This window comes from Pseudomonas protegens, from assembly GCF_003363755.1.
Taxonomy (GTDB): Bacteria; Pseudomonadota; Gammaproteobacteria; order Pseudomonadales; family Pseudomonadaceae; genus Aquipseudomonas; species Aquipseudomonas danubii.
Genome location: NZ_CP031396.1, coordinates 5,933,190 through 5,958,343, shown reverse-complemented (window position 1 = coordinate 5,958,343; position 25,154 = coordinate 5,933,190). Strand labels below are relative to the sequence as shown.

Annotated in this window: 23 protein-coding genes; 8 read left to right on the top strand and 15 right to left on the bottom strand. The window is 66.4% G+C overall.

Going from position 1 to position 25,154, the window contains the following annotated elements; translation table 11 throughout:
• A complete protein-coding gene (locus DWF74_RS27000) occupies positions 1-669 on the bottom strand; it encodes an ABC transporter ATP-binding protein (protein ID WP_115582061.1) in 669 nt (222 codons plus the stop codon).
• 116 nt (positions 670-785) lie between these two features.
• On the opposite strand from DWF74_RS27000, the gene DWF74_RS26995 reads away from it, so the two are divergent.
• Positions 786-1,334, top strand: a complete 549-nt coding sequence (locus DWF74_RS26995; RefSeq protein ID WP_115582060.1) for a YniB family protein — start codon at positions 786-788, stop codon at positions 1,332-1,334.
• On the opposite strand, the gene DWF74_RS26990 is transcribed toward DWF74_RS26995, so the two are convergent.
• From DWF74_RS26990 to pedF, 11 genes are all read right to left on the bottom strand, one after another.
• Entirely contained in the window at positions 1,308-2,159 is an 852-nt protein-coding gene (locus tag DWF74_RS26990) for a VanW family protein (RefSeq protein ID WP_115582059.1), read from the bottom strand. The genes DWF74_RS26995 and DWF74_RS26990 overlap by 27 nt on opposite strands.
• Before the next feature lie 151 nt (positions 2,160-2,310).
• Positions 2,311-4,038 carry a PAS domain-containing hybrid sensor histidine kinase/response regulator gene (locus DWF74_RS26985; protein WP_102861871.1) on the bottom strand — a complete coding sequence of 576 codons (1,728 nt, stop codon included), beginning with the start codon at positions 4,036-4,038 and terminating at the stop codon, positions 2,311-2,313.
• Positions 4,022-5,185, bottom strand: coding sequence for an alcohol dehydrogenase-like regulatory protein ErcA (gene ercA, locus DWF74_RS26980; RefSeq protein WP_060838525.1), 1,164 nt, complete (start codon positions 5,183-5,185; stop codon positions 4,022-4,024). Before ercA ends, DWF74_RS26985 begins: the two co-directional genes overlap by 17 nt.
• 255 nt (positions 5,186-5,440) lie before the next feature.
• On the bottom strand, positions 5,441-6,355 hold the full coding sequence (pqqB, locus tag DWF74_RS26975) for a pyrroloquinoline quinone biosynthesis protein PqqB (RefSeq protein ID WP_115582058.1): 915 nt from the start codon (positions 6,353-6,355) through the stop codon (positions 5,441-5,443).
• Positions 6,356-6,416: 61 nt separating this feature from the next.
• Positions 6,417-6,488, bottom strand: a complete 72-nt coding sequence (pqqA, locus tag DWF74_RS26970) for a pyrroloquinoline quinone precursor peptide PqqA (RefSeq protein ID WP_011060521.1) — start codon at positions 6,486-6,488, stop codon at positions 6,417-6,419.
• Between the two features lie 697 nt (positions 6,489-7,185).
• Positions 7,186-8,706, bottom strand: a complete 1,521-nt coding sequence (gene exaC, locus DWF74_RS26965; RefSeq protein ID WP_115582057.1) for an acetaldehyde dehydrogenase ExaC — start codon at positions 8,704-8,706, stop codon at positions 7,186-7,188.
• 286 nt (positions 8,707-8,992) lie between these two features.
• Positions 8,993-10,768, bottom strand: a complete 1,776-nt coding sequence (pedH, locus tag DWF74_RS26960; RefSeq protein WP_115582056.1) for a PQQ-dependent alcohol dehydrogenase PedH — start codon at positions 10,766-10,768, stop codon at positions 8,993-8,995.
• Positions 10,769-10,907: 139 nt separating this feature from the next.
• Complete coding sequence (locus DWF74_RS26955) at positions 10,908-11,837, bottom strand: quinoprotein relay system zinc metallohydrolase 1 (protein WP_115582055.1); 930 nt, start codon at positions 11,835-11,837, stop codon at positions 10,908-10,910.
• Positions 11,838-11,872: 35 nt separating this feature from the next.
• Positions 11,873-12,643 carry a quinoprotein dehydrogenase-associated SoxYZ-like carrier gene (locus DWF74_RS26950; protein WP_115582054.1) on the bottom strand — a complete coding sequence of 257 codons (771 nt, stop codon included), beginning with the start codon at positions 12,641-12,643 and terminating at the stop codon, positions 11,873-11,875.
• A gap of 8 nt (positions 12,644-12,651) precedes the next feature.
• Entirely contained in the window at positions 12,652-13,527 is an 876-nt protein-coding gene (locus DWF74_RS26945; protein WP_115582053.1) for a substrate-binding periplasmic protein, read from the bottom strand.
• Positions 13,528-13,532: 5 nt separating this feature from the next.
• Positions 13,533-13,994: a cytochrome c-550 PedF gene (gene pedF, locus DWF74_RS26940; protein ID WP_115582052.1), complete on the bottom strand. Its 462-nt coding sequence runs from the start codon at positions 13,992-13,994 to the stop codon at positions 13,533-13,535.
• Between the two features lie 253 nt (positions 13,995-14,247).
• Between pedF and exaA the strand changes: the two genes are divergently transcribed.
• Positions 14,248-16,143 carry a quinoprotein ethanol dehydrogenase gene (gene exaA / locus DWF74_RS26935; protein WP_115582051.1) on the top strand — a complete coding sequence of 632 codons (1,896 nt, stop codon included), beginning with the start codon at positions 14,248-14,250 and terminating at the stop codon, positions 16,141-16,143.
• A gap of 186 nt (positions 16,144-16,329) precedes the next feature.
• A complete protein-coding gene (locus DWF74_RS26930) occupies positions 16,330-16,989 on the top strand; it encodes a pentapeptide repeat-containing protein (RefSeq protein ID WP_115582050.1) in 660 nt (219 codons plus the stop codon).
• A gap of 873 nt (positions 16,990-17,862) precedes the next feature.
• On the opposite strand, the gene DWF74_RS26920 is transcribed toward DWF74_RS26930, so the two are convergent.
• Genes DWF74_RS26920 through DWF74_RS30835 form a run of 3 tightly spaced genes read right to left on the bottom strand, consistent with a single transcriptional unit; the run spans position 17,863 to position 19,897 of the window.
• Entirely contained in the window at positions 17,863-18,501 is a 639-nt protein-coding gene (locus DWF74_RS26920) for a response regulator (protein WP_060838517.1), read from the bottom strand.
• The gene (locus DWF74_RS26915) at positions 18,501-19,772 is read right to left on the bottom strand and encodes a sensor histidine kinase (RefSeq protein ID WP_115582049.1); all 1,272 of its coding nucleotides are present in this window, start codon (positions 19,770-19,772) and stop codon (positions 18,501-18,503) included. The genes DWF74_RS26920 and DWF74_RS26915 overlap by 1 nt, the downstream gene beginning before the upstream one ends.
• 2 nt (positions 19,773-19,774) lie before the next feature.
• On the bottom strand, positions 19,775-19,897 hold the full coding sequence (locus DWF74_RS30835; protein ID WP_019092738.1) for a hypothetical protein: 123 nt from the start codon (positions 19,895-19,897) through the stop codon (positions 19,775-19,777).
• A 191-nt stretch (positions 19,898-20,088) separates the two neighbouring features.
• Here DWF74_RS30835 and DWF74_RS26910 point away from each other — a divergent pair, with 191 nt between their 5' ends.
• The 5 genes from DWF74_RS26910 to DWF74_RS26890 all read left to right on the top strand — a co-directional run bounded on the left by DWF74_RS26910 (position 20,089) and on the right by DWF74_RS26890 (position 25,107).
• Entirely contained in the window at positions 20,089-21,273 is a 1,185-nt protein-coding gene (locus DWF74_RS26910; protein ID WP_115582048.1) for an ABC transporter substrate-binding protein, read from the top strand.
• A gap of 30 nt (positions 21,274-21,303) precedes the next feature.
• Positions 21,304-22,278, top strand: coding sequence for a YVTN family beta-propeller repeat protein (locus DWF74_RS26905; RefSeq protein WP_115582047.1), 975 nt, complete (start codon positions 21,304-21,306; stop codon positions 22,276-22,278).
• Positions 22,275-23,033 carry an ABC transporter ATP-binding protein gene (locus DWF74_RS26900; RefSeq protein ID WP_115582046.1) on the top strand — a complete coding sequence of 253 codons (759 nt, stop codon included), beginning with the start codon at positions 22,275-22,277 and terminating at the stop codon, positions 23,031-23,033. Before DWF74_RS26905 ends, DWF74_RS26900 begins: the two co-directional genes overlap by 4 nt.
• Entirely contained in the window at positions 23,030-23,824 is a 795-nt protein-coding gene (locus tag DWF74_RS26895; RefSeq protein WP_115582045.1) for an ABC transporter permease, read from the top strand. The genes DWF74_RS26900 and DWF74_RS26895 overlap by 4 nt, the downstream gene beginning before the upstream one ends.
• Before the next feature lie 740 nt (positions 23,825-24,564).
• Positions 24,565-25,107: a PQQ-dependent catabolism-associated CXXCW motif protein gene (locus tag DWF74_RS26890; RefSeq protein ID WP_060838511.1), complete on the top strand. Its 543-nt coding sequence runs from the start codon at positions 24,565-24,567 to the stop codon at positions 25,105-25,107.
• Positions 25,108-25,154: the final 47 nt, after the last annotated feature.

Genomic DNA, 25,154 nt, shown 5'->3' with positions numbered 1-25,154 from the left:
TCAAGCCCCGACCGGGTCGGCCAGACGACCGCGTTGCAGCACCACCATCTGTTGCAGGCGGCTGGCCACCCGCTGGCTATGGGTGACCATCAACAAGCTGGTGGGGCTGTCCGCCAGTAGCTCCAGCAACAGCTGCAACACCTCGTCGCTGGTGGCCTCGTCGAGGCTGCCGGTGGGTTCGTCCGCCAGCAGCAACCCGGGTTTCGCCGCCAGGGCCCGGCCCAGGGCGACCCGTTGCTGCTGGCCGCCGGAGAGCTGCTCCGGGTAACGCCGCAGCAAATCCCCCAGGCCCAGGCGCTCCACCAACTGCGCCTGCCACAGCGGATCGAGGCGCCCGGCCAGGCGCGCCTGGAAGCTCAGGTTGTCTTCCACCCGCAGGCTGCTGATCAGGTTGAACTGCTGGAACACCAGGCCCACTTCAGTGCGTCGCCAGTCGGCACGCTGGCCCTCGGTCATCTGCTCCAGGTGCTGCCCGCCGATGCGGATGCTGCCGGCGTCGACCCGGTCGAGCCCGGCGATCAGGTGCAGCAAGGTGCTCTTGCCACTGCCCGACTCGCCCATCAGCGCCAGGCTGCTGCCGTGCCGCAGCTGCAGGTCCACGCCCTGCAGCACCGCCAGCGGGCCCTGGGGCGTGGGGTAACTCTTGAAGACGCCTTGTACCTGCAGCATGGGCTGATTCGTCCGAGTAGAGAGGGAGCCAAGGATAGCCTGAGCAGCACCGCCCCTATCGGCCCGTGCCGGTGAAATATAGTATTGCGCCACTTTCTTCATGGCAGGACGCACAGATGAACTACACCCAGGCCCAATTGAAGTACCGGCTGCAGATTGGCGCAGGCGCATTGATGTTCACCGGCGCACTGATCTCCACGCTGTTCTCCACCCTGAAAATGCTCCACTGGCGCCTGGACAGCTACACCGCCATGGCGAGCACCATCAACCGCCCGATTCAGCAGTTCACCCTGATGGTCTCGGAAAACACCCGGGCCCTGGACTGGTTCTGGGACAACAGCCCGACCCCCAGCTTCATCGACCTGAGCTACTCCTCCCACTGGAAATTCCTGGTGATCTACCTGCTGATCTTCGTCGGCGCCGCCCTGTTCGCCTCGGGCCGGACGCTGATGCGCAAGGTCGAGGCCGTGGAACCGCTGATCGAGGCCCAGCTCAACGCCCCGGTCGAGGACGGCGAGCCCGCCAGAACCCTGCAACAGCTGGAGGAGTCGACCCGGGTGGAGGCCGCGCCAGCGTTCTTCAGCCAGACCCGCCTGCTGGTGGTCTGGCCCCTGGGCGGCGCCGCGGTCTACCTGGGCCTACTGTGGATGCTGGGCATCATCTGAGCCCGGCACCGGCTGATCGAGCAGCGCCTCGGCCACCGGGTACTTGACCAGCACCCGGTTGCGATACAGGCACTCCTGGCGCAGCAGCTGGGCGTCCTGGCCCTTGGTGCGAATGTCGCGCCAGATCTGGTTTTCCCGGTACACCCGGGCGCCCTCGCGCACAAAGCGATGGGCCCGCTGGTAGACGTGATAGCGATACTCCCGCGGCCGCTCGCAGAGCAGCTCGCCCTCCAGTTGCTGCGCGCCGACCAGCAGCTTGAGCTGCAAGGTCTGCGGCCCGGGGTTGTACAGCACCAGGTCGATGTAGTTGTAGAAGATCGCCGCACCGGAACCGAAGGGCAGCACCCGGCCCTCGTCGGGGAACGGGTCGAAGCTGTGGTTGGCCCGCTCCACCACCTCAAGCGGCGAGTGCAGCGCCATCCAGTGAATCAGGTTGCTCAGTTGGCAGATGCCACCGCCGATGCCGCGGCGGGCCTCGCCGAACGACAGCTCCATGCCTTCGACAAAACCGCGCCGGCGACTGGGTCGGCCCACCAGCTTGCAGAAGGAAAAATACTCGCCGGGGGCGATGTGCACGCCATCGATGCAAGCCACCGCCAGCTTGAGGTTGATCACCTTGTTGTGCTGCAGCGCCAGGTCGGAGTCGCCCAGGGTACGGATCAGTTTCGAGGTGTGCTTGATCAGCCGATGAGGCAAGCGCGGGCTGCCGGGCTCGGGCCGGGCGTAACGGCGCCCGAAGCAGCGCCAGGCCAGATGACGCATCAGGCGCCTCTGGCGTACTCGCAGCCAGTACAGCAGCGGGTGATACGAGGACAAGGGTTTCATCGATGGTTAAACGGCGGCCCGGCGCGACGACGCAGGAGCCGGCTTCGTCCTTGAAAAAAAGAGCGGCATCTTAGCGGCAAGCCTGCGCCCATGCCAGAAGCCCTGCACCCGAGCGCACCGTACTGGAATGCCCCAAGGACCAGGCCCAGCCCTAGCCCAGCAACTGGCTGAGCACGGCCCGCAGCTTGCCCGGTTTCAGCGGTTTGTTGAGCAGCGGCGCTCCCAGTTGCTGCAAGGCCCGGCGGCACTGGTCGCTGCGGTCGGCGGTGATGATCACCGCCGGCAGCGGCTGCTGGAAGTGCTCGCGCAGCTGCTGCACCACCTGGCACCCGGTGACCCCGTGATCCAGGTGAAAATCCGCCAGGATCAGCTCCGGCGCCCGGCCCTGAAGCACCGCCAGGGCGGCCGCCTGATCGGTGGCGGTGAGCACTTCGCAGCCCCACTGCCCGAGCAGCGCGGCCATGCTCTCAAGGATGCTCAGCTCGTTGTCCAGCACCAGCAGGCGCCGCCCCGGCAGCGGGTTGCCGGTGCCCGGCTGCGGTGCCTGCAAGCTGATGGGCAATGGCACCCGGTCCGCCAGGGGCACCTCGATACTGAACCGCGAGCCCCGCCCCGGCCGCGACTGCACCTGCACCCGGTAGCCGAGGATCTTGGCGATGCGCTCGACAATCGCCAGCCCCAGGCCCACCCCTTTGCGGTCGGCGGCGCGGCCCACGTCCAGCTGATTGAATTCAAGGAAGATCGAATCCAGGCGGTCGGCGGCAATGCCGCGCCCGGTGTCCCACACCTCCAGCCGCAACTGATCGCCGCGACGCCGCGCCGCCAGCAAAATGCTGCCGCGCTCGGTGTAGCGGCAGGCATTGCTGAGGAAGTTACGCAGAATCCGCGTCATCAGCCGCAGGTCGGTGAACAGGGCAAAGTCGCCAAAGCGCACCCGCAGCTCCAGGCCCGCCGCCTCGGCCACCGACTGGAACTCCGAGACCAGCGGCGCGAGCAACTCATCCAGGCGATAGACCGCAGGGTCGGGCTTGACCGCCGCCTGGTCGAGCTTGGAGATGTCCAGCAGATCGGTGAGCAGGTCCTCGGCGCCTTCCAGGGCCTGGTGAGTGCGCTCCACCAGCAGTTGCTCGGCCGCCGGCAGGCGCCGCTCGCGCAAGGTAGAGATCAGCAGGCGCGCGGCATTCAGCGGTTGCAGCAGGTCGTGGCTGGCGGCGGCCAGGTATTTGTCCTTGCTGCGGTTGGCCGCCTCGGCGGCGTCCCGGGCATCCCGCAGATCACACTCGATGCGTTCGCGCCGGGCGATCTGCTGCTGCAGGTTGCGGTTGGCTTCCAGCAGTTCATCGGTGCGCGCGGCGACCCGCTGCTCCAACTGGTCGTTGAGCTGTTCCAGGTGCTGCTGGGCCAGCTTGCGTTCGGTGATGTCGGCGACAAACCCTTCCACCAGCCCGTCCTGATCCGGCTTGAGCAGCAGGTTCATCAGCACATCGATGCTGCTGCCGTCCTTGCGCCGCAACTGGGTTTCATAGCCCAACAGGCTGCGCTGACGCTGCAGCTCCTCGCCGATGGCCGCCAGTTCCGCCGCGCCGCCGACGAACAGATTGCCCGCCAGATCGGCCAGGGAGAACAGCACTTCCTGCGGGTCCTGATAGCCCAGCATGCGCGCCAGGGCCGGGTTGGCCGCGCGCAGGCCGGCCTGCAGGCTGGCCTGGAAGATGCCGTGCACCGCGTGCTCGAACAGCCACTTGTAGCGGTTGCGCTCGGTTTCCAGGTCTTCCAGGCGCGCCGCCAATTCCGGGTAGTGACTCTTGCGCGCCGAGTGGTTGCCCAGCCCCAAGAGCCCGGCCAGGGCCCGTTGCTGTTCGTCAGAGGGCCTCGCCATACACCACCTCGACATCACGCTGGCTGGATTCGCGCGGGTTGGTGAGGATGCACGGATCGTCCATCGCATGCTGCGAGAGGAACGGAATGTCGCTGCTGCTGACCCCATGCAGGCTCAGGGTTTCGTGGAAACCGATGGCGTGCTTGAGGGCGATCAGGTGCTCCACCAGGCGCCCGCAGATCTGCCGCTGGTTGAGCCCGCGGCAGTCGATGCCGAAGGTCTCGGCAATCACCTTGAAGCGCTCCGGCGCCGAGCTGTAGTTGAAGGCCACCACATGCTCCACCAGCACCGCGTTGCACAATCCGTGGGGCAGGTCGAGAAAGCCTCCCAGGCTGTGGGACATGGCATGCACCGCGCCGAGAATCGCGTTGGAGAACGCCAGCCCGGCCTGCATGCTGCCGAGCATGATCTGCTCGCGCAGGGCGATGTCGCCGGGGTTGGCGATCATCTGCACCAGGTTGCCGTTGATCAGGCGCATGGCTTCCAGGGCATGGGGATCGGTGAGCGGCCCGTGGCCGGTGGAAACAAAGGCCTCGATGGCATGCACCAGGGCGTCGATACCGGTGCAGGCGGAGAGGAACGGGTCCATGCCCAGGGTGGTTTCCGGGTCGATCAGCGACACATCCGGCACCACCGCCTTGCTGACGATGGAGAACTTCATCCGTTCCTGCTGGTTGGAGATGATCACGAACTGCGAGACGTCCGCCGAGGTGCCGGCGGTGGTGGGAATCATGATCAAGGGCGGGCTCGGCACGCGGATCATGTCCACCCCTTCGAACTCCAGGATGCTGCGCCCGTGGGCCACCACGATGCCGATGCCCTTGCCGCAGTCCATGGGGCTGCCGCCGCCGACGGCGACGATCACATCGCAGGCGTTTTCGCGGTAGACCTCGGCGCCCTGCATCACCTCCTCCACCCGCGGGTTGGGCGACACCTGGCTGTAAAGGCAATAGTCGACACCCTGGGCCTGGAGACTGGCCTCGACATCGGCGACCCAACCGGCGGCGATCACCCCGGGGTCGCTGACCACCAGGACCTTGCGCGCGCCGAAGGTCTTCGCATAGTTGCCGACGTTATGCCGGCAACCGGCGCCAAAGATGATTTCCGGAGACACGAACTTGCGCAGCAGACTGAGATTCTGGCTCATGACGGAAGCCTGTTTTCTTATTGTTCTGGAAGGAGAACGCCAGCCTAAAGCATCCGTTGCTGAAAGCAATCCGACCATCGGCGGACTTCGCAGCCTCGCAGGCCCTGTAGCCGCTGCCGCAGGCTGCGAACGGCACGAAGGGCCGCAGCGCTCTTGAGGCCGCTGCGGGTTCGGCGGGGGATCGTCAGGCAAGGCCCTGCGGGCCTTTGCGCAGCTTCGCCGTGGCTCGGCAGCGGCTACAGGGACCGGGTGGCGTCAGAGATGGATGTCCATGCCGTCATGCGCCACTTCGATGCCGCGGCGGGTCAGCTCGGCGCACTCGGCGGAGTCTTCGTCGAGGATCGGGTTGGTGTTGTTGATGTGGATCAGCACCTTGCGCGCCCGGGGAAAGCGCTCCAGCACCTCGAGCATGCCGCCGGGGCCGCTTTGCGCCAGGTGGCCCATGTCGCTGCCCAGTTTGTCGCCGACGCCACAGACGCGCATTTCATCGTCGCGCCACAAGGTGCCGTCCACCAGCAGGCAGTCGGCGCGGTCCATCCATTCCAGCAGGGCCTCATCCACCTGCCCCAGGCCCGGGGCGTAGAACAGGCTGGCGCCGCTGCGCCGGTCCTCGATGAACAGGCCGATATTGTCCCCCGGGTGCGGGTTGCCGCGATGGGGCGAATACGGCGGCGCGCTGCTGCGCAGGGCAATGGCCCGCAAGGCGAGGTCCGGGCAGGCCGGCAGGCTGAATTCGCGGCCATCGAGGTGGATGGGCTGCCACTGCAAGCCGCCGTTCCAGTGGCTGAGCATGGTGAACAGGGGGAAGCCGCTGCACAGGTCCTGATGGACCATCTCGGTGCACCAGACCTGATGCGGGCAGCCTTCGCGCAGGCTGAGCAGGCCGGTGCAGTGGTCGATCTGGCTGTCCAGCAGGATCACTCCGGCCAGGGCGGTGTCGCGCAAGTGCCGGGCCGGTTGCAGCACCGGGAAGGACTCCAGCTGTGCGCGAATGTCCGGCGAGGCGTTGCACAGGATCCAGTCGTTGCCGTGGTCGCTCAAGGCGATGGACGACTGGGTACGGCGCTGGGCGCGCAGGCTGCCGTCGCGCACCCCGGCGCAGTTGCGGCAGTTGCAGTTCCACTGCGGAAAACCACCGCCCGCCGCGGAACCGAGAATGCGGATATGCATGGTGTGCTCCAAAGGGGCAGAAGACTCCGGCCGCCACCCGGGCCAGCCGGAGCGGGACGGCTCAGCGGTTGGCGAAGTACATGGTCACTTCAAAGCCGATGCGCAGGTCGGTGTACGCGGGTTTATGCCACATGGGGTCAATCCTCTTGTTGTGCCGGACGATTCCGGTAGAGGCATTAATGCACGGGGCACGCGGCGGCCGAATGCTACTTTGGGACGAGCCGGCGGGGTGCGTTGGTAGGGGCTGGGCGCACGTGTAGCCGCTGCCGCAGGCTGCGAACGGCACGAAGGGCCGCAGCGTTCTTGAGGCCGCTGTGGGTTTGGCGGGGGATCGTCAGGCAAGGCCCTGCGGGCCTTTGCGCAGCTTCGCCGTGGCTCAGCAGCGGCTACAGGGCCGGTGTCGATCCGAGGTTGGTGTAGCCGCTGCCGCAGGCCGCGAACGGCACGAAGGGCCGCAGCGTTCTTGAGGCCGCTGCGGGTTTGGCGGGGGATCGTCAGGCAAGGCCCTGCGGGCCTTTGCGCAGCCTCGCCGGGGCTCGGCAGCGGCTACAGGGCCAGTGTCGATCCGAGGTTGTGTAGCCGCTGCCGCAGGCTGCGAACGGCACGAAGGGCCGCAGCGTTCTTGAGGCCGCTGCGGGTTTGGCGGGAGATGGTCAGGCAAGGCCCTGCGGGCCTTTGCGCAGCCTCGCCGAGGCTCGGCAGCGGCTACAGGATGGCGCAAGTTGAGGGGATCGGGGTCTCTAAAAAAAACGGCGCGACGTCCACCCAAGACGTCGCGCCGTTGCCACACAAAGCGGGGCAGCACCCAACTACCCCGCCCTTTCTTGCCCTTAGAAGAAGCCCAGGGGGTTGATGTCGTAGCTCACCAGCAGGTTCTTGGTCTGCTGGTAGTGGTCGAGCATCATTTTGTGGGTCTCGCGGCCCACGCCGGATTTCTTGTAGCCACCGAACGCGGCATGCGCCGGGTACAGGTGGTAGCAGTTGGTCCACACCCGACCGGCCTTGATCGCCCGGCCCATGCGGTAGGCACGGTTGATGTCGCGGGTCCACAGCCCGGCGCCCAGGCCGAACTCGCTGTCGTTGGCAATCGCCAAGGCTTCGGCTTCGTCCTTGAAGGTGGTCACGCCCACCACCGGGCCGAAGATTTCTTCCTGGAACACGCGCATCTTGTTGTGGCCCTTGAGCAGGGTCGGCTGGATGTAATAGCCGCTGGACAGGTCGCCTTCCAGGCGCTCGGCGGCGCCACCGGTGAGCAGCTCGGCGCCCTCTTCCTGGGCGATCTGCAGGTAGGAGAGGATCTTCTCGTACTGCTGCTGCGATGCCTGGGCGCCGACCATGGTCTCGGTGTCCAGCGGGTTGCCGCGCTTGATCTTGACGATCTTCTTCATCACCTCGGCCATGAACGGCTCGTAGATCGACTCCTGCACCAGGGCGCGGGACGGGCAGGTGCAGACTTCACCCTGGTTGAAGAACGCCAGCACCAGGCCCTCGGCGGCCTTTTCGATGAACTTGGGCTCGGCCTGCATGATGTCTTCGAAGAAGATGTTCGGCGATTTGCCGCCCAGTTCCACGGTGGACGGAATGATGTTCTCGGCGGCGCATTTCATGATGTGCGAGCCCACCGGGGTCGAGCCGGTGAAGGCGATCTTGGCGATGCGCTTGCTGGTGGCCAGGGCCTCGCCGGCTTCACGGCCGAAACCCTGGACGATGTTCAGCACGCCGGCCGGCAGCAGGTCGGCGATCAGCTCGGCGAAGATCATGATCGACAGCGGGGTCTGCTCGGCGGGCTTGAGCACCACGCAGTTGCCGGCGGCCAGGGCCGGGGCGAGTTTCCAGGCGGCCATCAGCAGCGGGAAGTTCCACGGGATGATCTGCCCGACCACACCCAAAGGTTCGTGGAAATGGTAGGCGGTGGTCAGTTCGTTGATCTCGGCGGCGCCGCCTTCCTGGGCGCGGATGCAACCGGCGAAGTAACGGAAGTGGTCGGCGGCCAGGGGTACGTCGGCGTTGAGGGTTTCGCGCACCGCCTTGCCGTTGTCCCAGGTCTCGCTGACCGCGAGGATCTCCAGGTTCTGCTCGATGCGGTCGGCGATCTTCAGCAGCACCAGCGAACGGTCCTGGGCGCTGGTCTTGCCCCAGGCCTCGGCGGCGGCATGGGCGGCGTCCAGGGCCTTGTCGATATCGGCGGCGCTGGAACGGGGGAATTCGGCGATCACTTCGCCGTTCACCGGCGAGGTGTTGGTGAAGTACTGGCCAGCCACCGGCGGCACGAACTGGCCGCCGATGAAATTGCCGTAGCGTGGCTTGAAGGACACGACGGCGCCTGGGGTTCCGGGTTGTGCGTAGATCATGCTGAGCCTCTGCTGGTCGAGGCCTGTCCGACGACAGGCGATGGACCGATGGTAGAGAGCCCCGGGGGCCGGACGAATGCATCGTTGGCAGGGGGGGCTCTCGTCATTTGGTCGTAGGTTGATTGCCCTGTGCGGGAGCCGGCTTGCCGATGAAGGCGCTCTTGCGGGCCTCTTCGCCAGCAAGCTGGCTCCTACGGTCGGCAGGGATATCCCGGGCTTTGTAGGAGCCGGCTTGCCGGCGAAAGCGGTCGTGCGGGCGCCTTCACCAGCAAGCTGGCTCCTACGATTAGCGTTTGCTCACCAGGTCCTTGGGCAGCTTGAAGGTCCAGAGCATGCCGCCCTGGTTGAAGTCCTTGACCCGCTTGGCCACTTCGCCGCCCCACAGCGGCACCGCGCCGCCCCAGCCGGAGAGCACCGAGACGTACTGCTCGCCGTCCATTTCCCAGGTCACGGGCGAGCCCAGCACCCCGGAGCCGGTCTGGAATTCCCAGACCTTTTCGCCGGTCTTGGCGTTGAACGCCTGGAGGAAGCCTTCAGGCGTGCCGGTGAATACCAGGTTGCCCTTGGTGGTCAGTACCCCGCCCCACAGCGGCGCGAAGTTCTTGTGGCGCCAGACTTCCTTGCCGCTGATGGGGTCGATCGCCCGCAGCACACCGATGTAGTCCTCGTTCAGCGGCTTGATGGTGAAGCCCGCGCCAAGGAACGCCGCGCCCTTCTTGTAGGCGATGCCTTCGTTCCAGATGTCCATGCCCCACTCGTTGGACGGTACATAGAACAACCCGGTGTCGCGGTTGTAGGCCATGGGCATCCAGTTCTTGGCGCCGAGGAAGGCCGGGGCGACGAACACCGAACTGCCCTTGGCTTCGCTACCCGGGGCGCCGGGACGGCTGGCCTCGTTGTAGATCGGCCGGCCGTTCTTATCCAGGCCAGTGGCCCAGGTGATCTTGTCGACAAAGGGGAAGCCGCGGATGAACTTGCCGTTGGTGCGATCGAGCACGTAGAAGAAGCCGTTGCGGTCGGCGGTGGCGGCGGCCTTGATCTCCTTGCCGCCCTCCTTGTAGTTGAAGGAGATCAGCTCGTTGACGCCGTCGAAGTCCCAGCCGTCGTGGGGGGTGCTCTGGAAGTGCCACTTGATGGTGCCGTCGTCCGGGTTCAGGGCCAGGCGCGACGAGGAATACAGGTTGTCGCCAGGGCGCAGGTGGGAGTTCCACGGCGCCGGGTTGCCGGTGCCGAACAGCAGCAGGTTGGTTTCCGGGTCGTAGTAGCCGCCGAGCCACGGCGCCGCGCCGCCGGTCTTCCACAGATCGCCCGGCCAGGTCTTGCCCGCCTCGCCGCCGGAAATGCCGTTCTCGATGGCCTTGCCGTCCTTGTACACATAGCCCATGTGGCCTTCCACGGTGGGGCGCATCCACAGCAGCTCGCCGTTTTTCGGGTCGTAGGCCTGGATCTTGCCGACCACCCCGAACTCGCCGCCGGCGACCCCGGTGATCAGCTTGCCGTTGACGATCATCGGCGCGGCGCTGATGGAGTAACCCTCCTTGTGGTCGGCGACCTTCTTGCTCCACACCACCTTGCCGGTGTCCTTGTTCAGGGCCACCAGCTTGGCGTCCAGGGTGCCGAAGAACACCAGGTCGCCGTACAGCGCCACGCCGCGGTTGATCACGTCGCAGCACGGGCGGATGTCATCGGGCAGGCGCGCATCGTACTGCCAGAGCTTCTTGCCGGTGCGCGCATCCACCGCGAACACCCGGGAATAGGAGCCGGTCATGTACATCACCCCGTCCTTGATCAGCGGCTGGGCCTGCTGGCCGCGCTGCTTCTCGCCGCCGAAGGAGAAGGCCCAGACAGGCCGCAGCTCCTTGACGTTATCGACGTTGAGCAGGTCCAGCGGGCTGTAGCGCTGGCCCTGGACACCCAGGCCGTTGGTGACGATCTGCTGCGGGTTCTTCGGGTCCTGGAGGATCTCTTCATCGGTGACGGCGGCCAGGGCCGCGCTGGACAGCAGCATGGCGCTGAGCACCAGGCTCACGGCGAAACAGGGACGACGTGGGGGTTGGGTCATGACGGCTACCTCTGCGGTTATTGTTGTTCCCGGGAAATTTTCCCGGTCTGCCGGGAATTCTTGGTCCCGGCCTGTTTGCCAACAATTGCCCGCAGTGCGGAGTTTTCTAGTTCCTTGGTACTGGAGCGGCAGCCGGCGCCTACAGGCCGTCGATACGCTGCAGGCGCTGGCGTTCGTAACGCGGGTACAGGTGGCTGACGCTGCGGATCAACTCGTAGCGAGTCAGGCTGATGCCGGCAAAACGCTCGGGGATCGGGCGGCGGATCATCTCGCTCATGTCGTCACCCCGGGCCGCGCCGTCGCGCATCAACCCGTCGAGCCAACCCAGGTAGTCGCGCATCTGGGCAAAGGGCGCAGCATCGCTGGCCACCGGTCCGTGCCCGGGAACGATCAGTTTCCACGGCAGGCCCTGCAAGGTGTCCAGGTCCTTGAGCCATGCCTCCAGCCCCGGGCTGTTGGGGGTGGTCAGCGCCCGCTGGTAGAACACCAGATCACCGGCAAACAGCACCCCGGTGTTCTCGTCGAGAATCGCCAGGTCGGCACCGGTGTGCCCACTCAAACTGAGCAGGCGCAAGCGATGCCCGCCCACCTCAAGCACCCCGGGCTCCAGCACCTGGGTCGGCAACACCACCTCGGTGCCGCGCATCCAGTCGCCGACCAGGCGGTACAGGTTCTCGGCCATGGCGTCCCCCTGCTGGCGCAGCAGATCGCCGGTGCCGGCCAGGGCGCCGATGGGCACATCGCCAAAGGCCTGGTTGCCCAGCACATGGTCGGGATGATGATGGGTCAACAGCAGTTGGATCACCGGCTTGTCGGTGGTGGCGGCAATCGCCCGGCGCAAGGCTTCGCCGTAGCGCTTGGACGGCCCGCTGTCGATCACCACCACCCCGCTGTCGGTGACGATGAACCCGGTGTTGACGATATTGCCGCCATTGGCCTTGGCGAAATTGTCGGTGCTGCCTTCCAGCAGCCAGGTGCCCTCAGCGATCTGCCGGGGCTTGAGTTGATAGTCCAGGTCGGCCCGGGCCGGCAGGCCCAGGCATAGCAGCAACAGCAGGATCCAACGCATGGTGCGCCTCGGCTCGGGTGGGTCAAAGGATGCGCTCAGGGCAGATTGGCCTCGAACTGGTTGCCGCTGTTGTCGCGCAACAGCAAGCGGGTCTGCCCCGGCCCCTGGATGTCGAACCCCAGGTTGGGGTTTTCGCTGACCGCCGGGAACAGTTCGAGGCTGGCCAGAAGCTGATCGTTCGGGTCGCGCAATTCGGCGTGGTTGAGAAAGAACTCGGGGATGCCGCTGACCAGGCCGTTGTCCATCGGGTGGGACACTTGCAGGCGCAGACGGCTGGCATCACCCCGGGGGTAACGCCCGCCCAGCACCTCGCCGATGTGCTCTTCCCAGCCGGGCTGGGTGCGCACCACGCTGGGGGCGGTGCAGCCGCCACCGGCGGCATCGATCAGGGTCGAGCCCACGTGCCACAGGCCGTCGCGGGTCTGCACCGCAGCGCGCAGCGGCGTGGCCTGCTCGATGCGGATGCGGATCGACAGCCAGGGCAGCACCCGCTCCCCCGGCACGAAATCGACAATACGCGGCAAGGGGTTGAGCTCGGCCCAGGCAAGGATGCGCACCACGTCGCCGCTGAAGGCCCGGGCGTCGATCTCCAGCGGCACCTGCCGCGCGTCCTCGGCAAAGGGCGGCGCCAGCAGCTTGACCCGGTCATCGAAGACGAACGCCGCGTCCCCCAGCAATTGCTTGTGGTAGAAGGCCCACATCACCGAGGGCACCGGGTCCGCACCCGGGGCCTGGGGATCGGCGGCCAGCGCCGGGGTCGCCAAGGGCAGCCAGCACGCCAGCAGACAGGTCGCTCGCCAGTTCATCGCAGCTCCTATTGATACATCTCTGGGACCTCGTAACGCAGGCCATAACGGGCGTACAGCGCCTGCAGGCGACCGTCGCGGATCAACCCTTCCAGGGCCTCCTCCACGGCATAGGCCAGCTGGCGGTTGCTTTCATGCACCGCCATGCCGATCTCCCACACCTGCTTGCCCATGTTCGGGTAGGCGTTTTCCGCCAGGGCCAGTTGCGGATCAGCGGCCTGGTGCAACTGCCAGTCGATCTCCCCGCGCATGGCCATCACCGCGTCCACCTGCCCGGCCCGCAAGGCGCCGAAGGCCTGCTGCACGCTGGGGTAATGATGGGTCTTGGCACTGAGCATGCCGTTGAACACCGAGGTCAGGTAGAACGACGGCACGCTGTCCACCTCGACGCCAATGGGGTGCTGCTGGAACACCGCGACACTGGCCACCGAGTCCAGCCGGCGGCGGTCGAATGCCACCTGCCAGCGCTCTTCCTGATAGGGGCCGAACATCACCACGTGATCGTTGGTCAGCTCTCCCAGTTCGTTGCGCTTTTGCGCAAAGTCGTGGTCGTAGGGCACGCGCATCATCAGGTCGGCCAACTGCTGATGGCGCAGCGGACTGCCGCGCCAGACGTAATCCCGCAAGTCGTCGTCGAGCTTCTCACCGGGGGGCGCCCAGATCAGTTGCAGGCGCACCCCCAGGGCCTCGGCCAGGGCTTGCGCCAACTCGACGTCGACGCCCCGGGGCTGGCCCTGGTCCTCGAAGCTGTAGGGGGCAAAATCCTGGTACACCGCCACCTTCAGCTCACCGGAGGCGATCATCGTGTCGTAGTTGCGCACCCCGGCCTGCGCCGCCGCGCAGCACAGCAGCAAGCCACTGAGGAACACGCCGAGGCGGCCCATGGCGATCACTCCTCGACGCGCACGCTGTCCAGGTAGGTGCGCACCGCCCACAGGGCTTCCTGGCTCAGGTAGTCGGCCATCTTCGGCATGTACACCCGGCCATCGCGCACCGCGCCGTGGCGCACCCGTTCGACGAACCATTCATCCCCGGCTTCGCCGGCATCGAGCATGCGCAGGTCCGGGGCGATACCGCCGGACTTGGCTTCCAGGCCATGGCAGGCGGCGCAGTTCTGGTTGTAGGCCGAGGCACCGATTTCCACTGCCTTGTCGCGCTCGGGCGAGGTGCGATAGGGGTTGAGCGCGGCCCAGCCGTCGCCATCGAGGCTCACACCGGCATCCTTGATCGGCGTCAGGCCCTGGGTTTCCACCGCCTGGGGCACCACGTTGCCATGGGCCCATACAGCGCCGGTGGCCAAGGCACCGGTCAGCAGCCCTACCGCGAGCAAGGCGTTGCGTTTTGTTGTCATTGTTATGCCCTCAAGATTGCACGCAAGACCTCGCTACAGAGGCCATGGCGCCATCTTAGAAACAGCCGGCGGGCGGCCGTATGCTGCTTTGGTGGTCGCGTCCTACTCCCTTGGTAGTAGGGCTTGTGGCGCGGGCCTAAATCAGGTGCCGCCCGGGAACTTTTCCCGGCAAAGGCGGGACTTTTTCCGTATCTCAAAGCGCGTCTCGCGGCAGACCCTAGTCAGGCCAAAACCTCCACTGGGAACTGCAACCATGACAATAAGATCGCTACCCGCCCTTTCCCCCCTGAGCCTCGCCGTCCAAGCCCTGCTGCTGACCACCAGCTTGTCCCTGGGCGCGGCGGCCACAGCGGCTACCGCCCCGGCGGCACCTGCCAGCAAGAACGTCACCTGGGAAGACATCGCCAACGACCACCTGACCACCCGGGACGTGCTGCAGTACGGCATGGGCACCAACGCCCAGCGCTGGAGCCCCCTGGCCCAGGTCAACGATAAAAACGTGTTCAAGCTGACCCCGGCCTGGTCCTACTCCTTTGGCGACGAGAAGCAGCGCGGCCAGGAATCCCAGGCCATCGTCCGCGACGGCGTGGTCTACGTCACCGGTTCCTACTCGCGGGTATTCGCCCTCGACGCCAAGACCGGCAAACGCCTGTGGACCTACAACCACCGCCTGCCGGACAACATTCGCCCGTGCTGCGACGTGGTCAACCGCGGCGCGGCGATCTACGGCGACAAGATCTACTTCGGCACCCTCGACGCCCGGGTCATCGCCCTGGACAAGAACACCGGCAAGGTGGTGTGGAACAAGAAGTTCGGCGACCACAGCGCCGGCTACACCATGACCGGCGCCCCGGTGCTGATCAAGGACAAGACCAGCGGCAAGGTGCTGCTGATCCACGGCAGCTCCGGCGATGAATTCGGCGTGGTCGGCCAGTTGTTCGCCCGCGACCCGGACACCGGCGAAGAGGTGTGGATGCGGCCCTTCGTCGAAGGCCACATGGGCCGCCTGAACGGCAAGGACAGCACCCCCACCGGCGACGTCAAGGCACCGTCCTGGCCCGATGACAAGACCACCGAAACCGGCAAGGTCGAAGCCTGGAGCCACGGCGGCGGCGCCCCTTGGCAGAGCGCCAGCTTCGATGCCGAAACCAACACCATCATCGTCGGCGCCGGCAACCCCGGCCCGTGGAACACCTGGGCGCGGACCTCGAAAGACGGCAACCCCCACGACTACGACAGCCTCTACACCTCGGGTCAGGTCGGCGTCGACCCGAGCACCGGCGAAGTGAAATGGTTCTACCAGCACACGCCGAACGACGCGTGGGACTTCTCCGGCAACAACGAACTGGTGCTGTTCGACTACAAGAACAAGGACGGCAAGGTGGTCAAGGCCACCGGCCACGCCGACCGCAACGGCTTCTTCTACGTGGTGGACCGCAACAACGGCAAACTGCAGAACGCCTTCCCCTTCGTCGACAACATCACCTGGGCCAGCCACATCGACCTCAAGACCGGCCGCCCGGTGGAAAACGCAGGCCAGCGTCCGGCCAAGCCGCTGCCGGGTGAAACCAAGGGCAAGCCGGTGGAAGTCTCGCCGCCGTTCCTGGGTGGCAAGAACTGGAACCCCATGGCCTACAGCCAGGACACCGGGCTGTTCTACATCCCCGGCAACCAGTGGAAGGAGGAGTACTGGACCGAGGAAGTGAACTACAAGAAAGGCTCGGCCTACCTGGGGATGGGCTTCCGCATCAAGCGCATGTACGACGACCACGTCGGCACCCTGCGCGCCATGGACCCCACCACCGGCAAGCTGGTGTGGGAACACAAGGAGCAGCTGCCGCTGTGGGCCGGCGTCCTGGCGACCAAGGGCAACCTGGTGTTCACCGGCACCGGCGACGGCTTCTTCAAGGCCTTCGACGCCAAGACCGGCAAGGAGCTGTGGAAATTCCAGACCGGCAGCGGCATCGTCTCGCCGCCCATCACCTGGGAACAGGATGGCGAGCAGTACATCGGCGTGACCGTGGGCTACGGCGGCGCGGTGCCGCTGTGGGGTGGCGACATGGCCGAACTGACCAAGCCGGTGGCCCAAGGCGGTTCGTTCTGGGTGTTCAAGATCCCGAGCTGGGATAACAAGACCGCCCAGCGCTGACCGACTGGTGGCGAGGCGCTGGCGCCCGCTGGGCCGCGCAGCGGCTCCGAACCCTGCCCACGCGATAGCTCAGGCCTACCGCGTGGGCCGGGTGCACGACGGCTACGCCCCCGGGGCGCCGGCCGGTCCAGCGGGCGCCAGCGCCCTCGCCCCACCCGCCCTCACTCCCGCCTGGAGAACCGCACCATGAACTACCTGCCCCTGGTCCTGCTGTTGGGCCTCTCGCCCGCCTTCGCGGTGAACGTCGACGACGACGGCAACGATGTACCCCTGACCATCAATGGCTGCCTGATTGCCGAATCCAGCCAATGCCCGGGCGCCAACCTGCGCGGCGCCAACCTGGCCAACCAGGACCTGCGCAAGATGAACCTGGCCGGCGCCGACCTCTCCGGCGCCGACCTGCGCCATGCCCAGCTGGACCTGGCCAATCTGGAAAAAGCCCGCCTGCAAGGCGCCAACCTGACCCGTGCCAGCCTGCAACAGAGCAACCTGCGGCTGGCGGACTTTACCGACGCCAAGCTGATGGCCATTCAGGGCTGGGGCCTGTTTGCCCAGGGCGCACAATTCGAGAACGCCAACCTCAGCGCGGCCTACCTGCAATTTGCCCGGCTGTCCGGGGCCAAGCTGCACCGGGCCAACCTGCAAGCGGCGGATCTGGAAATGGCCTGGTTGAGCAAGGCCGATCTGCAAGGGGCCAATCTGAGTGATGCCAATCTGCAAGAGGCCAAGTTGGGTGAGAGCAATCTGGAACGCGCCGATTTGCGCGGGGCGCGGCAGCATTATGGGAATTTTCAGGATGCCAATATGGAGGGGTGCCAGGGGTGTCCGGGGACTTGGGATAAGTAGGGGGTTGGGTACATATCCGTTCCTGCGGGTGCAGCCGCTGGCGGTTTCGCTCTTACAGCGAGTCACTTTGAAAAGCCCAAAGTAACCAAAGGCTCCTGCCCCTCCACTCGGTGCCTCGCCTAGGCTCGGCATGCCCGAACTCCGGCATTGATCCGTGGGCCGCCGCAATGGGCCATCCATGGCCCAGTGCGGCTAACCCGGCGTCCTGCCGGGTTACCCACGGCTCAATGCCTGCGTTCGGCCATCGTGTCTAAGGGGGCAGGAAGATCAAAAGCAAGATCAAAAGCAGAATCTGACGGCGGCCTGCCGGCCTGTTTCACTGCCGTTCGCGTTACATGTAGCCGCTGCCGAAGGCTGCGACCGGCTCCGCAGGAGACGCTAAACCTGCCTCCCCGATATTCCTGACCTATCGCGCCGCCTGGTTTTGCGAGCGCGAGCGCTCGTTCGCAGCCTTCGGCAGCGGCTACAAGGAGCCGGCCTGCGCACCTTGGCTTTGGCTTTTGATCTTGATCTTGATCTTGATCTTCCGGCCCCTTCCCAGCCGGCCGAGCGTAGGCGTTGCGTAGGGGGCAGCTCGGCATGGATGCCGAGCTAGCCGCCACCCGGCCATGGATGGCCGGTTGGCGGCGGGCCCCCGGAGCAATGCCGGAGAGAGGGAACCCCGAGCCCCAGCGAGGGGCCCATGGAGGGGCAAGCGTTTTTGGTTCCTTTTTAGGCGTTTGTAAAAAGGGACTCGCCGTAAGGGCGAAACCCTAAGTGGCCGCACCCGCAGCAACGGATATGTACTCCATCCCAATCTCCGTAGTCAGGGCAAAACCGCCATAACCACAGCACCGGATACGCCCTCAATCCCCTAGCCCCAACTGCCCCCCCTCACCCCGCCACCCGCACCACCCCCATATCAATCCCCAAATGCACCAACTCCGCATGGGAGCTGACCTGCAACTTGCTCTTGAGCAAGGTCAAATGGTTCGACACAGTCTTGGCGCTGATGCACAGCTGCTCGGCAATCACCCGCGCCGGGGTGCCCTTGGCCAGCATCACGAAGATCTCCAGCTCGCGCTGGGTCATGCTCTGCAAGCGCGGGTCGCTGGCGTTCTGCGCCGGGGTGCAGGCCAGTTGGGTGGCCAGGGGCTGTTCGATGTAGGCGTGCCCGGCCAGCACCCGGTGCACCGCTTCGATCAGCACCTGGGGCGCGGAGTTCTTGGTCAGGTAGCCCGAGGCGCCGGCCTCTAGGGCCTGGCGCACCAGGGGCAGTTCGTCGTGCATGCTGAAAAACAGCACCCGCAGTTGCGGCAGGCGCTGGCGCAGGCGGCGGGTGGTCTCCAGGCCGCTGATGCCCGGCAGGCCGAAATCCATGATCACCAGGTTCGGCACTTCTTCAGCGACCCGGGTCAGGGCTTCTTCGCCGCTGGCCGCTTCGCGCACCTGCATCGCCGGCAATACCGCGCGCAGCAGGCTGGCGTAACCCTGGCGAACCACGGCGTGGTCATCCACCAACAAGATGTTCATCAGGCCTCCACGGGCATGTTCAGGGGCATGTTCAAGGCCAGCGCCCAACCGGCGCCGGGACGGCTGAGGATGTGCAGTTCACCCCCCAGGCTGCGGGCCCGTTCGGCCATCGAGTGCAGGCCGACGCCGGGGCGTTGGGGCTGGCGCGCGCCGCATCCGTTGTCGCGCACCAGCAGGCGCAGGCCCCGGGCGCTGCGTTGCAGGCGCACCCGCACCTGGCTGGCGCCGGCGTGCCGGGCGACGTTGGTCAGCGCTTCTTGCAGCAGGCGGTAGAGGTGGGTCTTGCTGGCGTCGGGCAACGCCGGCAGGTCGGCGCCGACCCGCAATTGGCAGTCGATGCCCTGGCTGTCCTGCCATTGGCTCACCAGCAGGCCAAAGGCTTCGGCCAGCGGCAGGTGCTGCAGCACCACCGGGTACAGGTCCTGCACCAGGGCGCGAAAGCCCTGCTGCAAGCGTTCGCAATTGAGTTCCAGGGCCTGGGCCGTGTGTTCCACCACCGTGGGCTGGCCGCTGACCATGCGCAGCAGGCAGACCTGGGCGCGGATGCCTGCCAGGTATTGCCCGAGGTCGTCGTGCAGGGTCTGCGCCAGGTAGGTGCGTTCGCGCTCCTGCACCGCCAGCAGGGCCCGGGTCAGTTGTGCATTGTCGGCCCGGGTCTGCTCCAGGGTCGCGGTCATGCGGTTGAAGTGTCCGGCCAGTTGTCGCGCTTCCGGCAGCCCGGCTTCGCGCAGGCGCACCGCCAGTTGCCCGCCGGACACCTGCTGCAAGGCCCGCAGCAAATCATCCAGCAAGCCCATGCCCCGACGTACTGCCCAGCGGATGGTCAGCAGGCTCAAAAGCAGGGCCAGGCCGCACAGGCTCAACAGCTGTTGCAGGGAATCCCAGACTTCATCGATCTCATCCCGCGCGTCCACGGCGATCAGCACCCGGCGGCCGTCGCCCAGGTCCAGTTCGCGGGCGCTGTGGCGACGGTCACTGAACAGTTGGCGGCCGAGCCAGGCGTCCAGCCCTGCCTCTTCCGGCATGCGCGCCGCCTCGTCCGGCCCCAGCCAGTGCACCCGCACATGGCGCAGGCTCTGGGTGAGATGCGGTTGCAGCCCCGCCGGGTTGCGCTCGGCGCTGTCACTCAAGTACTCCACCACCGCTGCGGCGGACTGCAGTTCACGCTCGACATCGGCCACCGCCTGATGCAGCAGCAAGCCGGCGCAGGCCAGGGTCACCACGGCAAAGAACGCCGTGACCCACAGGTTGATCCGCCACAGCGCCGACATGCCTAGCGCCCCGGAACCAGCGGCACCGCCAGGGGCACGACCGGGCGCGGGCCGTGCAGGCGATCGACGCCGATCAGGCTGAGGATCAGCAGCAAGGGCAGGAGCAGCACTTTGATGATGCGCATGGGCGTCGCTCTCAAGGTTCGGGCTCAGGGTTCGGAGCAGATTCAGGCCAGGATCGAGGCCGCTGGGACCATGCTAAGACCGCCGCGCCCGCGCCGGGTTACTACCTTGGTACTGCCCGGGCGCTACTTTCTGCATATTTCCCCGCCCCGACGCTGTTCCTATGCTGGCGCCACCTGCCGTGGAGCGCCCTATGCACAAGCCTGCCCCGCTTATCCCGACTTGCCTGCTGGTGCTGGCCTCGCTCCTGCTGCCCCTGAGCGCCAGCCAGGCCAGCGAGGAACCCTTGCAGGTGCGCATCGGCTACCTGGGCTATCGCCCCGACCCCGGCCCGCTGCTGTCCAACATCATCCCCGAGCCCGCCGACGCCGGTCTGCAAGGCGCCCAGTTGGCGATTGTCGACAGCAACAGCACCGGGCGCTTTCTCAAGCAGCAGTTCCAGCTCGACAGCGCCAGCGTCGACAGCCCCGAGGCGCTGCTGCAAGCCGCCAGGGCCCAGCACGACCAGGGCCTGCGGCTGTTCGTGGTGAATGCCCCGGCGGCCAGCCTGCGGGAACTGTCCGCCGCCCTGCCCGACAGCCTCTTGTTCAACGCCGGCAGCCCCGACGATGCCCTGCGCAGCAGCCAGTGCCTGGGCAACGTGCTGCACAGCCTGCCCGGCCGGGCGATGCTGGCCGACGCCCTGGTGCAGTTCATGGTGCTGCGCAAATGGCAGCGGGCCTTGCTCATCGTCGGCCAGACCGAGGATGACCGCGCCTACGCCGACGCCTTGCGCCGGGCCATGCAGCGCTTCGGCCTGAAGATCGTCGCCGAGAAAGCCTGGAGCTTCGACAACGACCAACGCCGCAGCGCCCAGGCCGACATGCCGCTGTTCACCCAGACCGCCGAATACGACGTGGTGCTGGTGGCCGACGAACGCGGCGATTTCGGCGAATACCTGCCCTACCAGACCTGGTACCCGCGCCCGGTGGCCGGCACCCAGGGCCTGACCCCCACCGGCTGGCACAAGAGCGTCGAGACCTTCGGCGCCGCACAGTTGCAAAAACGCTTCGAAGCCCAGGCCGGGCGCTGGATGAACGACCGCGACTTCGCCGCCTGGATGGCCGTGCGCAGCGTCGCCAGCGCCGTGAACAAACTGCGCCAGGCCGACCCGCGGGCCCTGCAGACGCTGCTGCTCAGCGACCAGCTGCCGCTGGACGGCTTCAAGGGCCGCAAGCTCAGCTACCGGCCGTGGAACGGCGAACTGCGCCAGCCGATTCCCCTGGTGCAGCCCCGGGCCCTGGTCAGCACCTCGCCCCAGGACGGTTTCCTGCACCCCTTCAACGAAATGGACAGCCTGGGCTACGACCGCCCCGAAGTGACCTGCCGCTACCCCTGATCCCATCACCACAACAACAAGGAATCCGCCATGCGCCGCCCTCTTCTCTGCCGCTCCGCCCTCTGCGCGGGCCTGCTGCTCGCCGCCGGGCACGCCATGGCCGCCACGGCCTGGGTCTCCAACGAAAAGGACAACAGCCTGAGCCTGATCGACCTGCAGACCCTGGAAGTCACCCAGACCCTGCCGGTGGGCCAGCGCCCGCGCGGGCTGCTGCTGTCCCATGACAACAAGCTGCTGTACATCTGCGCCAGCGATTCGGACCGGGTCCAGGTGATGGACGTGGCCACCCGCAAGATCATCAAGGAGCTGCCGTCCGGCAAGGACCCCGAGCAGTTCGCCCTGCACCCCAACAACCGCTGGCTGTACGTGTCCAACGAGGACGATGCGCTGGTCACGGTGATCGACACCGAGACCGCCAAGGTCCTCGGCCAGATCAACGTCGGGGTCGAGCCCGAGGGCATGGCGGTGAGCCCCGACGGCAAGTGGGCGGTGAACACCAGCGAAACCACCAACATGCTGCACTGGATCGACACCAGCACCCAGACCCTGGCCGACAGCACCCTGGTGGACCAGCGCCCGCGCTTTGTCGAGTTCAACCAGGACGGCTCAAGGCTCTGGGCCTCGGCGGAAATCGGCGGCACCGTGACCATCCTCGACGTGGCCACGCGCCAGGTGCTCAAGACCCTGAACTTCAAGATCAAGGGCGTGCACCCGGACAAGGTGCAGCCGGTGGGCATCAAGCTCAGCGCCGACGGCAAGTACGCCTTCGTCGCCCTGGGCCCGGCCAACCACGTGGCGGTGATCGACGCCAAGACCTACGAGATCCTCGACTACCTGCTGGTGGGGCGGCGGGTCTGGCAACTGGCATTCACCCCGGACCAGAGCATGCTGCTGGCCACCAACGGGGTCAGCGGCGATGTCTCGGTGATCGACGTCAACAGCCTCAAGGTGCTCAAGTCGGTGAAGGTCGGGCGCTATCCCTGGGGCGTGGTGGTGACCCCATGAACGCTTTGGAGGTCAGCCAGCTGAGCTTCGCCTACGGCCCGCGCCAGGCCCTCGATCAGGTCAGCCTGAGCCTGGCTCCCGGGCGCTTTGCCGCCCTGCTGGGGCCCAACGGTGCTGGCAAGTCGACCCTGATCGCCCTGCTCACAAGGCTCTACGACCTGCAGCAGGGCGACATCCGCGTCGGCGGCTGCTCCCTGCGCAACGCCGCCCGGGCCGCCCTGCGCCAGCTCGGCGTGGTGTTCCAGCAAAGCACCCTGGACCTGGACCTGAGCGTCGAGCAGAACCTGCACTACCACGCCGCGCTGCACGGTTTGTCGCGGCGCCAGGGCCAGGCACGGATCGACGCCGAACTGGCGCGCCAGGGCCTCACCGAACGGCGCCGGGAGAGCGTGCGCGCCCTCAATGGCGGCCACCGCCGGCGGGTGGAAATCGCCCGCGCCCTGCTGCATGAACCGCGCCTGCTGCTGCTCGATGAAGCCAGCGCCGGCCTCGACCCGGCCAGCCGCCTGGCCCTCAACCGACACATTCGCCAGCTGTGCCAGGAACAGCGCCTGAGCGTGCTGTGGACCACCCACCTGCTGGATGAAGTGCAGGCCGACGACCAGTTGCTGATCCTGCATCAGGGGCGCCTGGTGGCCAGTGGCGTGGCCAGCGCCATCAGCCAGCAACAAGGCGGCGACCTGAGCATGGCCTTCGCCCGCCTGACCCAGAATCCCCAGCCGCGCCCGGCGCCGATCGGAGAACCGCTCGCATGAACGCCTACTGGCAGTGCCTGCGCGGCATCGTGCTGCGCGAATGGCTGCGCTTCGTGCTGCAACGCACACGCTTTCTCAGCGCCCTGGTGCGGCCCCTGCTGTGGCTGCTGGTGTTCGCCGCCGGCTTTCGCGCCGCCCTGGGCATCGCCATCATCGAGCCCTACAGCACCTACATTCCCTACGAGGTCTACATCGTCCCCGGGCTGGCCTGCATGATCCTGCTGTTCAACGGCATGCAGGGCTCGCTGTCGATGGTCTACGACCGGGAAATGGGCAGCATGCGCGTGCTGCTCACCAGCCCCCTGCCCCGGGCCTTCCTGCTGGCCGGCAAGCTGCTGGCCACCTCGCTGATCTCGCTGCTGCAGGTCTACGCCTTCCTCGCCGTGGCCTGGCTGTATGGCGTGCAGCCGCCGGCCATGGGCCTGCTGGCGGCGCTGCCGGCCCTGCTGCTGGTGGCCCTGATGCTCAGCGCCCTGGGGTTGCTGCTGTCCAACGCCATCCGCCAACTGGAGAACTTTGCCGGGGTGATGAACTTCGTGATCTTCCCGCTGTTCTTCCTGTCTTCGGCGCTGTACCCGCTGTGGAAGATGCTCGACGCCAGCCCCTGGCTGTACTGGCTGTGCGCCCTCAACCCCTTCACCCACGCCGTGGAGCTGGTGCGCTTCGCCCTGTATCAACGCCTCAACCTCCTGGCCCTGGCGGTGTGCCTTTGCCTGACCCTGGTGTTCTCCCTGCTGGCGGTACTGACCTTCAACCCGCAACACGCCGCCCTGCGCAAAAGCACCGCCTAGGTATCTCCAGATAAAGAGCCACTGTAGCCGCTGCCGAGCCTAGGGCGAGGCTGCGACAAGGGCCGCAGGCCCTTCCAGCGATACAAAGACCGGCACATAGCTGTGAACAGAACCCGGTGGACTGTCCTGCTGGACCGCGTCGGCAGGTTTAGCGTCTCCTCCGGAGCCGTTCGCAGCCTGCGGCAGCGGCTACACGAAGCCCTGCAATCCCTGCAACGCCTGTAGCCGCTGCCGAGCCTTGGGCGAGGCTGCGACAAGGGCCGAAGGCCCTTCCAGCGATGCAAAGACCGGCACATGGCTGTGAAGAGAACCCGGTGGACTGTCCTGCTGGACCGCGTCGGCAGGTCTGGCGTCTCCTCCGGAGCCGTTCGCAGCCTGCGGCAGCGGCTACACGAAGCCCTGCGATCTCCGCAATCTCTGCAACGCCTGTAGCCGCTGCCGAGCTTACGGCGAGGCTGCGACAAGGGCCGAAGGCCCTTCCAGCGATGCAAAGACCGGCACATAGCTGTGAAGAGAACCCGGTGGACTGTCCTGCTGGACCGCGTCGACAGGTCTAGCGTCTCCTCCGTCGGAATGCCGCCCAAGCCGTTCGCAGCCTGCGGCAGCGGCGACAGACAAGTACAAGAGCGTCACCCAGCCAGGACCTACGACTTTGGTACTGCTTTTGCTGTCGATGGTCGCATTCACAAATGCCCCCGCGCTGGCATGTAATGGGCCCATAACAAGAAGGACAACCCCTTATGCCCCGTGCCCTGCAGACCCTGGCCCTGCTGTCCCTGAGCCTGACCCTGGGAATGGCCCAGGCCGAGACGCCGCTGTTTTCCGCCGACGGCTATCGCACCAGCCTCTACCGCAGCCCGACGCCCACGCAGATCGAGGTCGCGCAGATCATCGACACCCAGGGTTTGCAGGCCCTGCTCCAGGCGCAACCCAAACCCCTGCTGATCGACGTCTATCGCCGGCAATGGTTGCAAGGCCGCTTCATCGACAGCGAGCCCCACGCCAACCTGCCCGGCAGCCATTGGCTGGCCAATACCGGCGACGGCGAGCTGAGCCCCGAGTGGCAAGGCTACTTCAGCCGCTACCTGCAACAGCTCAGCGCCGGCAACCTGCAACGACCGCTGGTCTTTTATTGCCGCGCCGATTGCTGGCTGAGCTGGAACGCGGTAAAACGCGCCGCAGCCCTGGGCTATACCTCCCTCTACTGGTATCGCGACGGCCTGGACGCTTGGGAGGCCGCCGGCTTGCCCGTGGTGGCGGCCCAGCCGGAAGCCTTTCCCTGAAGCCGCCAGCGCGCCCCCGCACAATCACAATAACGAGGTGAAAGGCC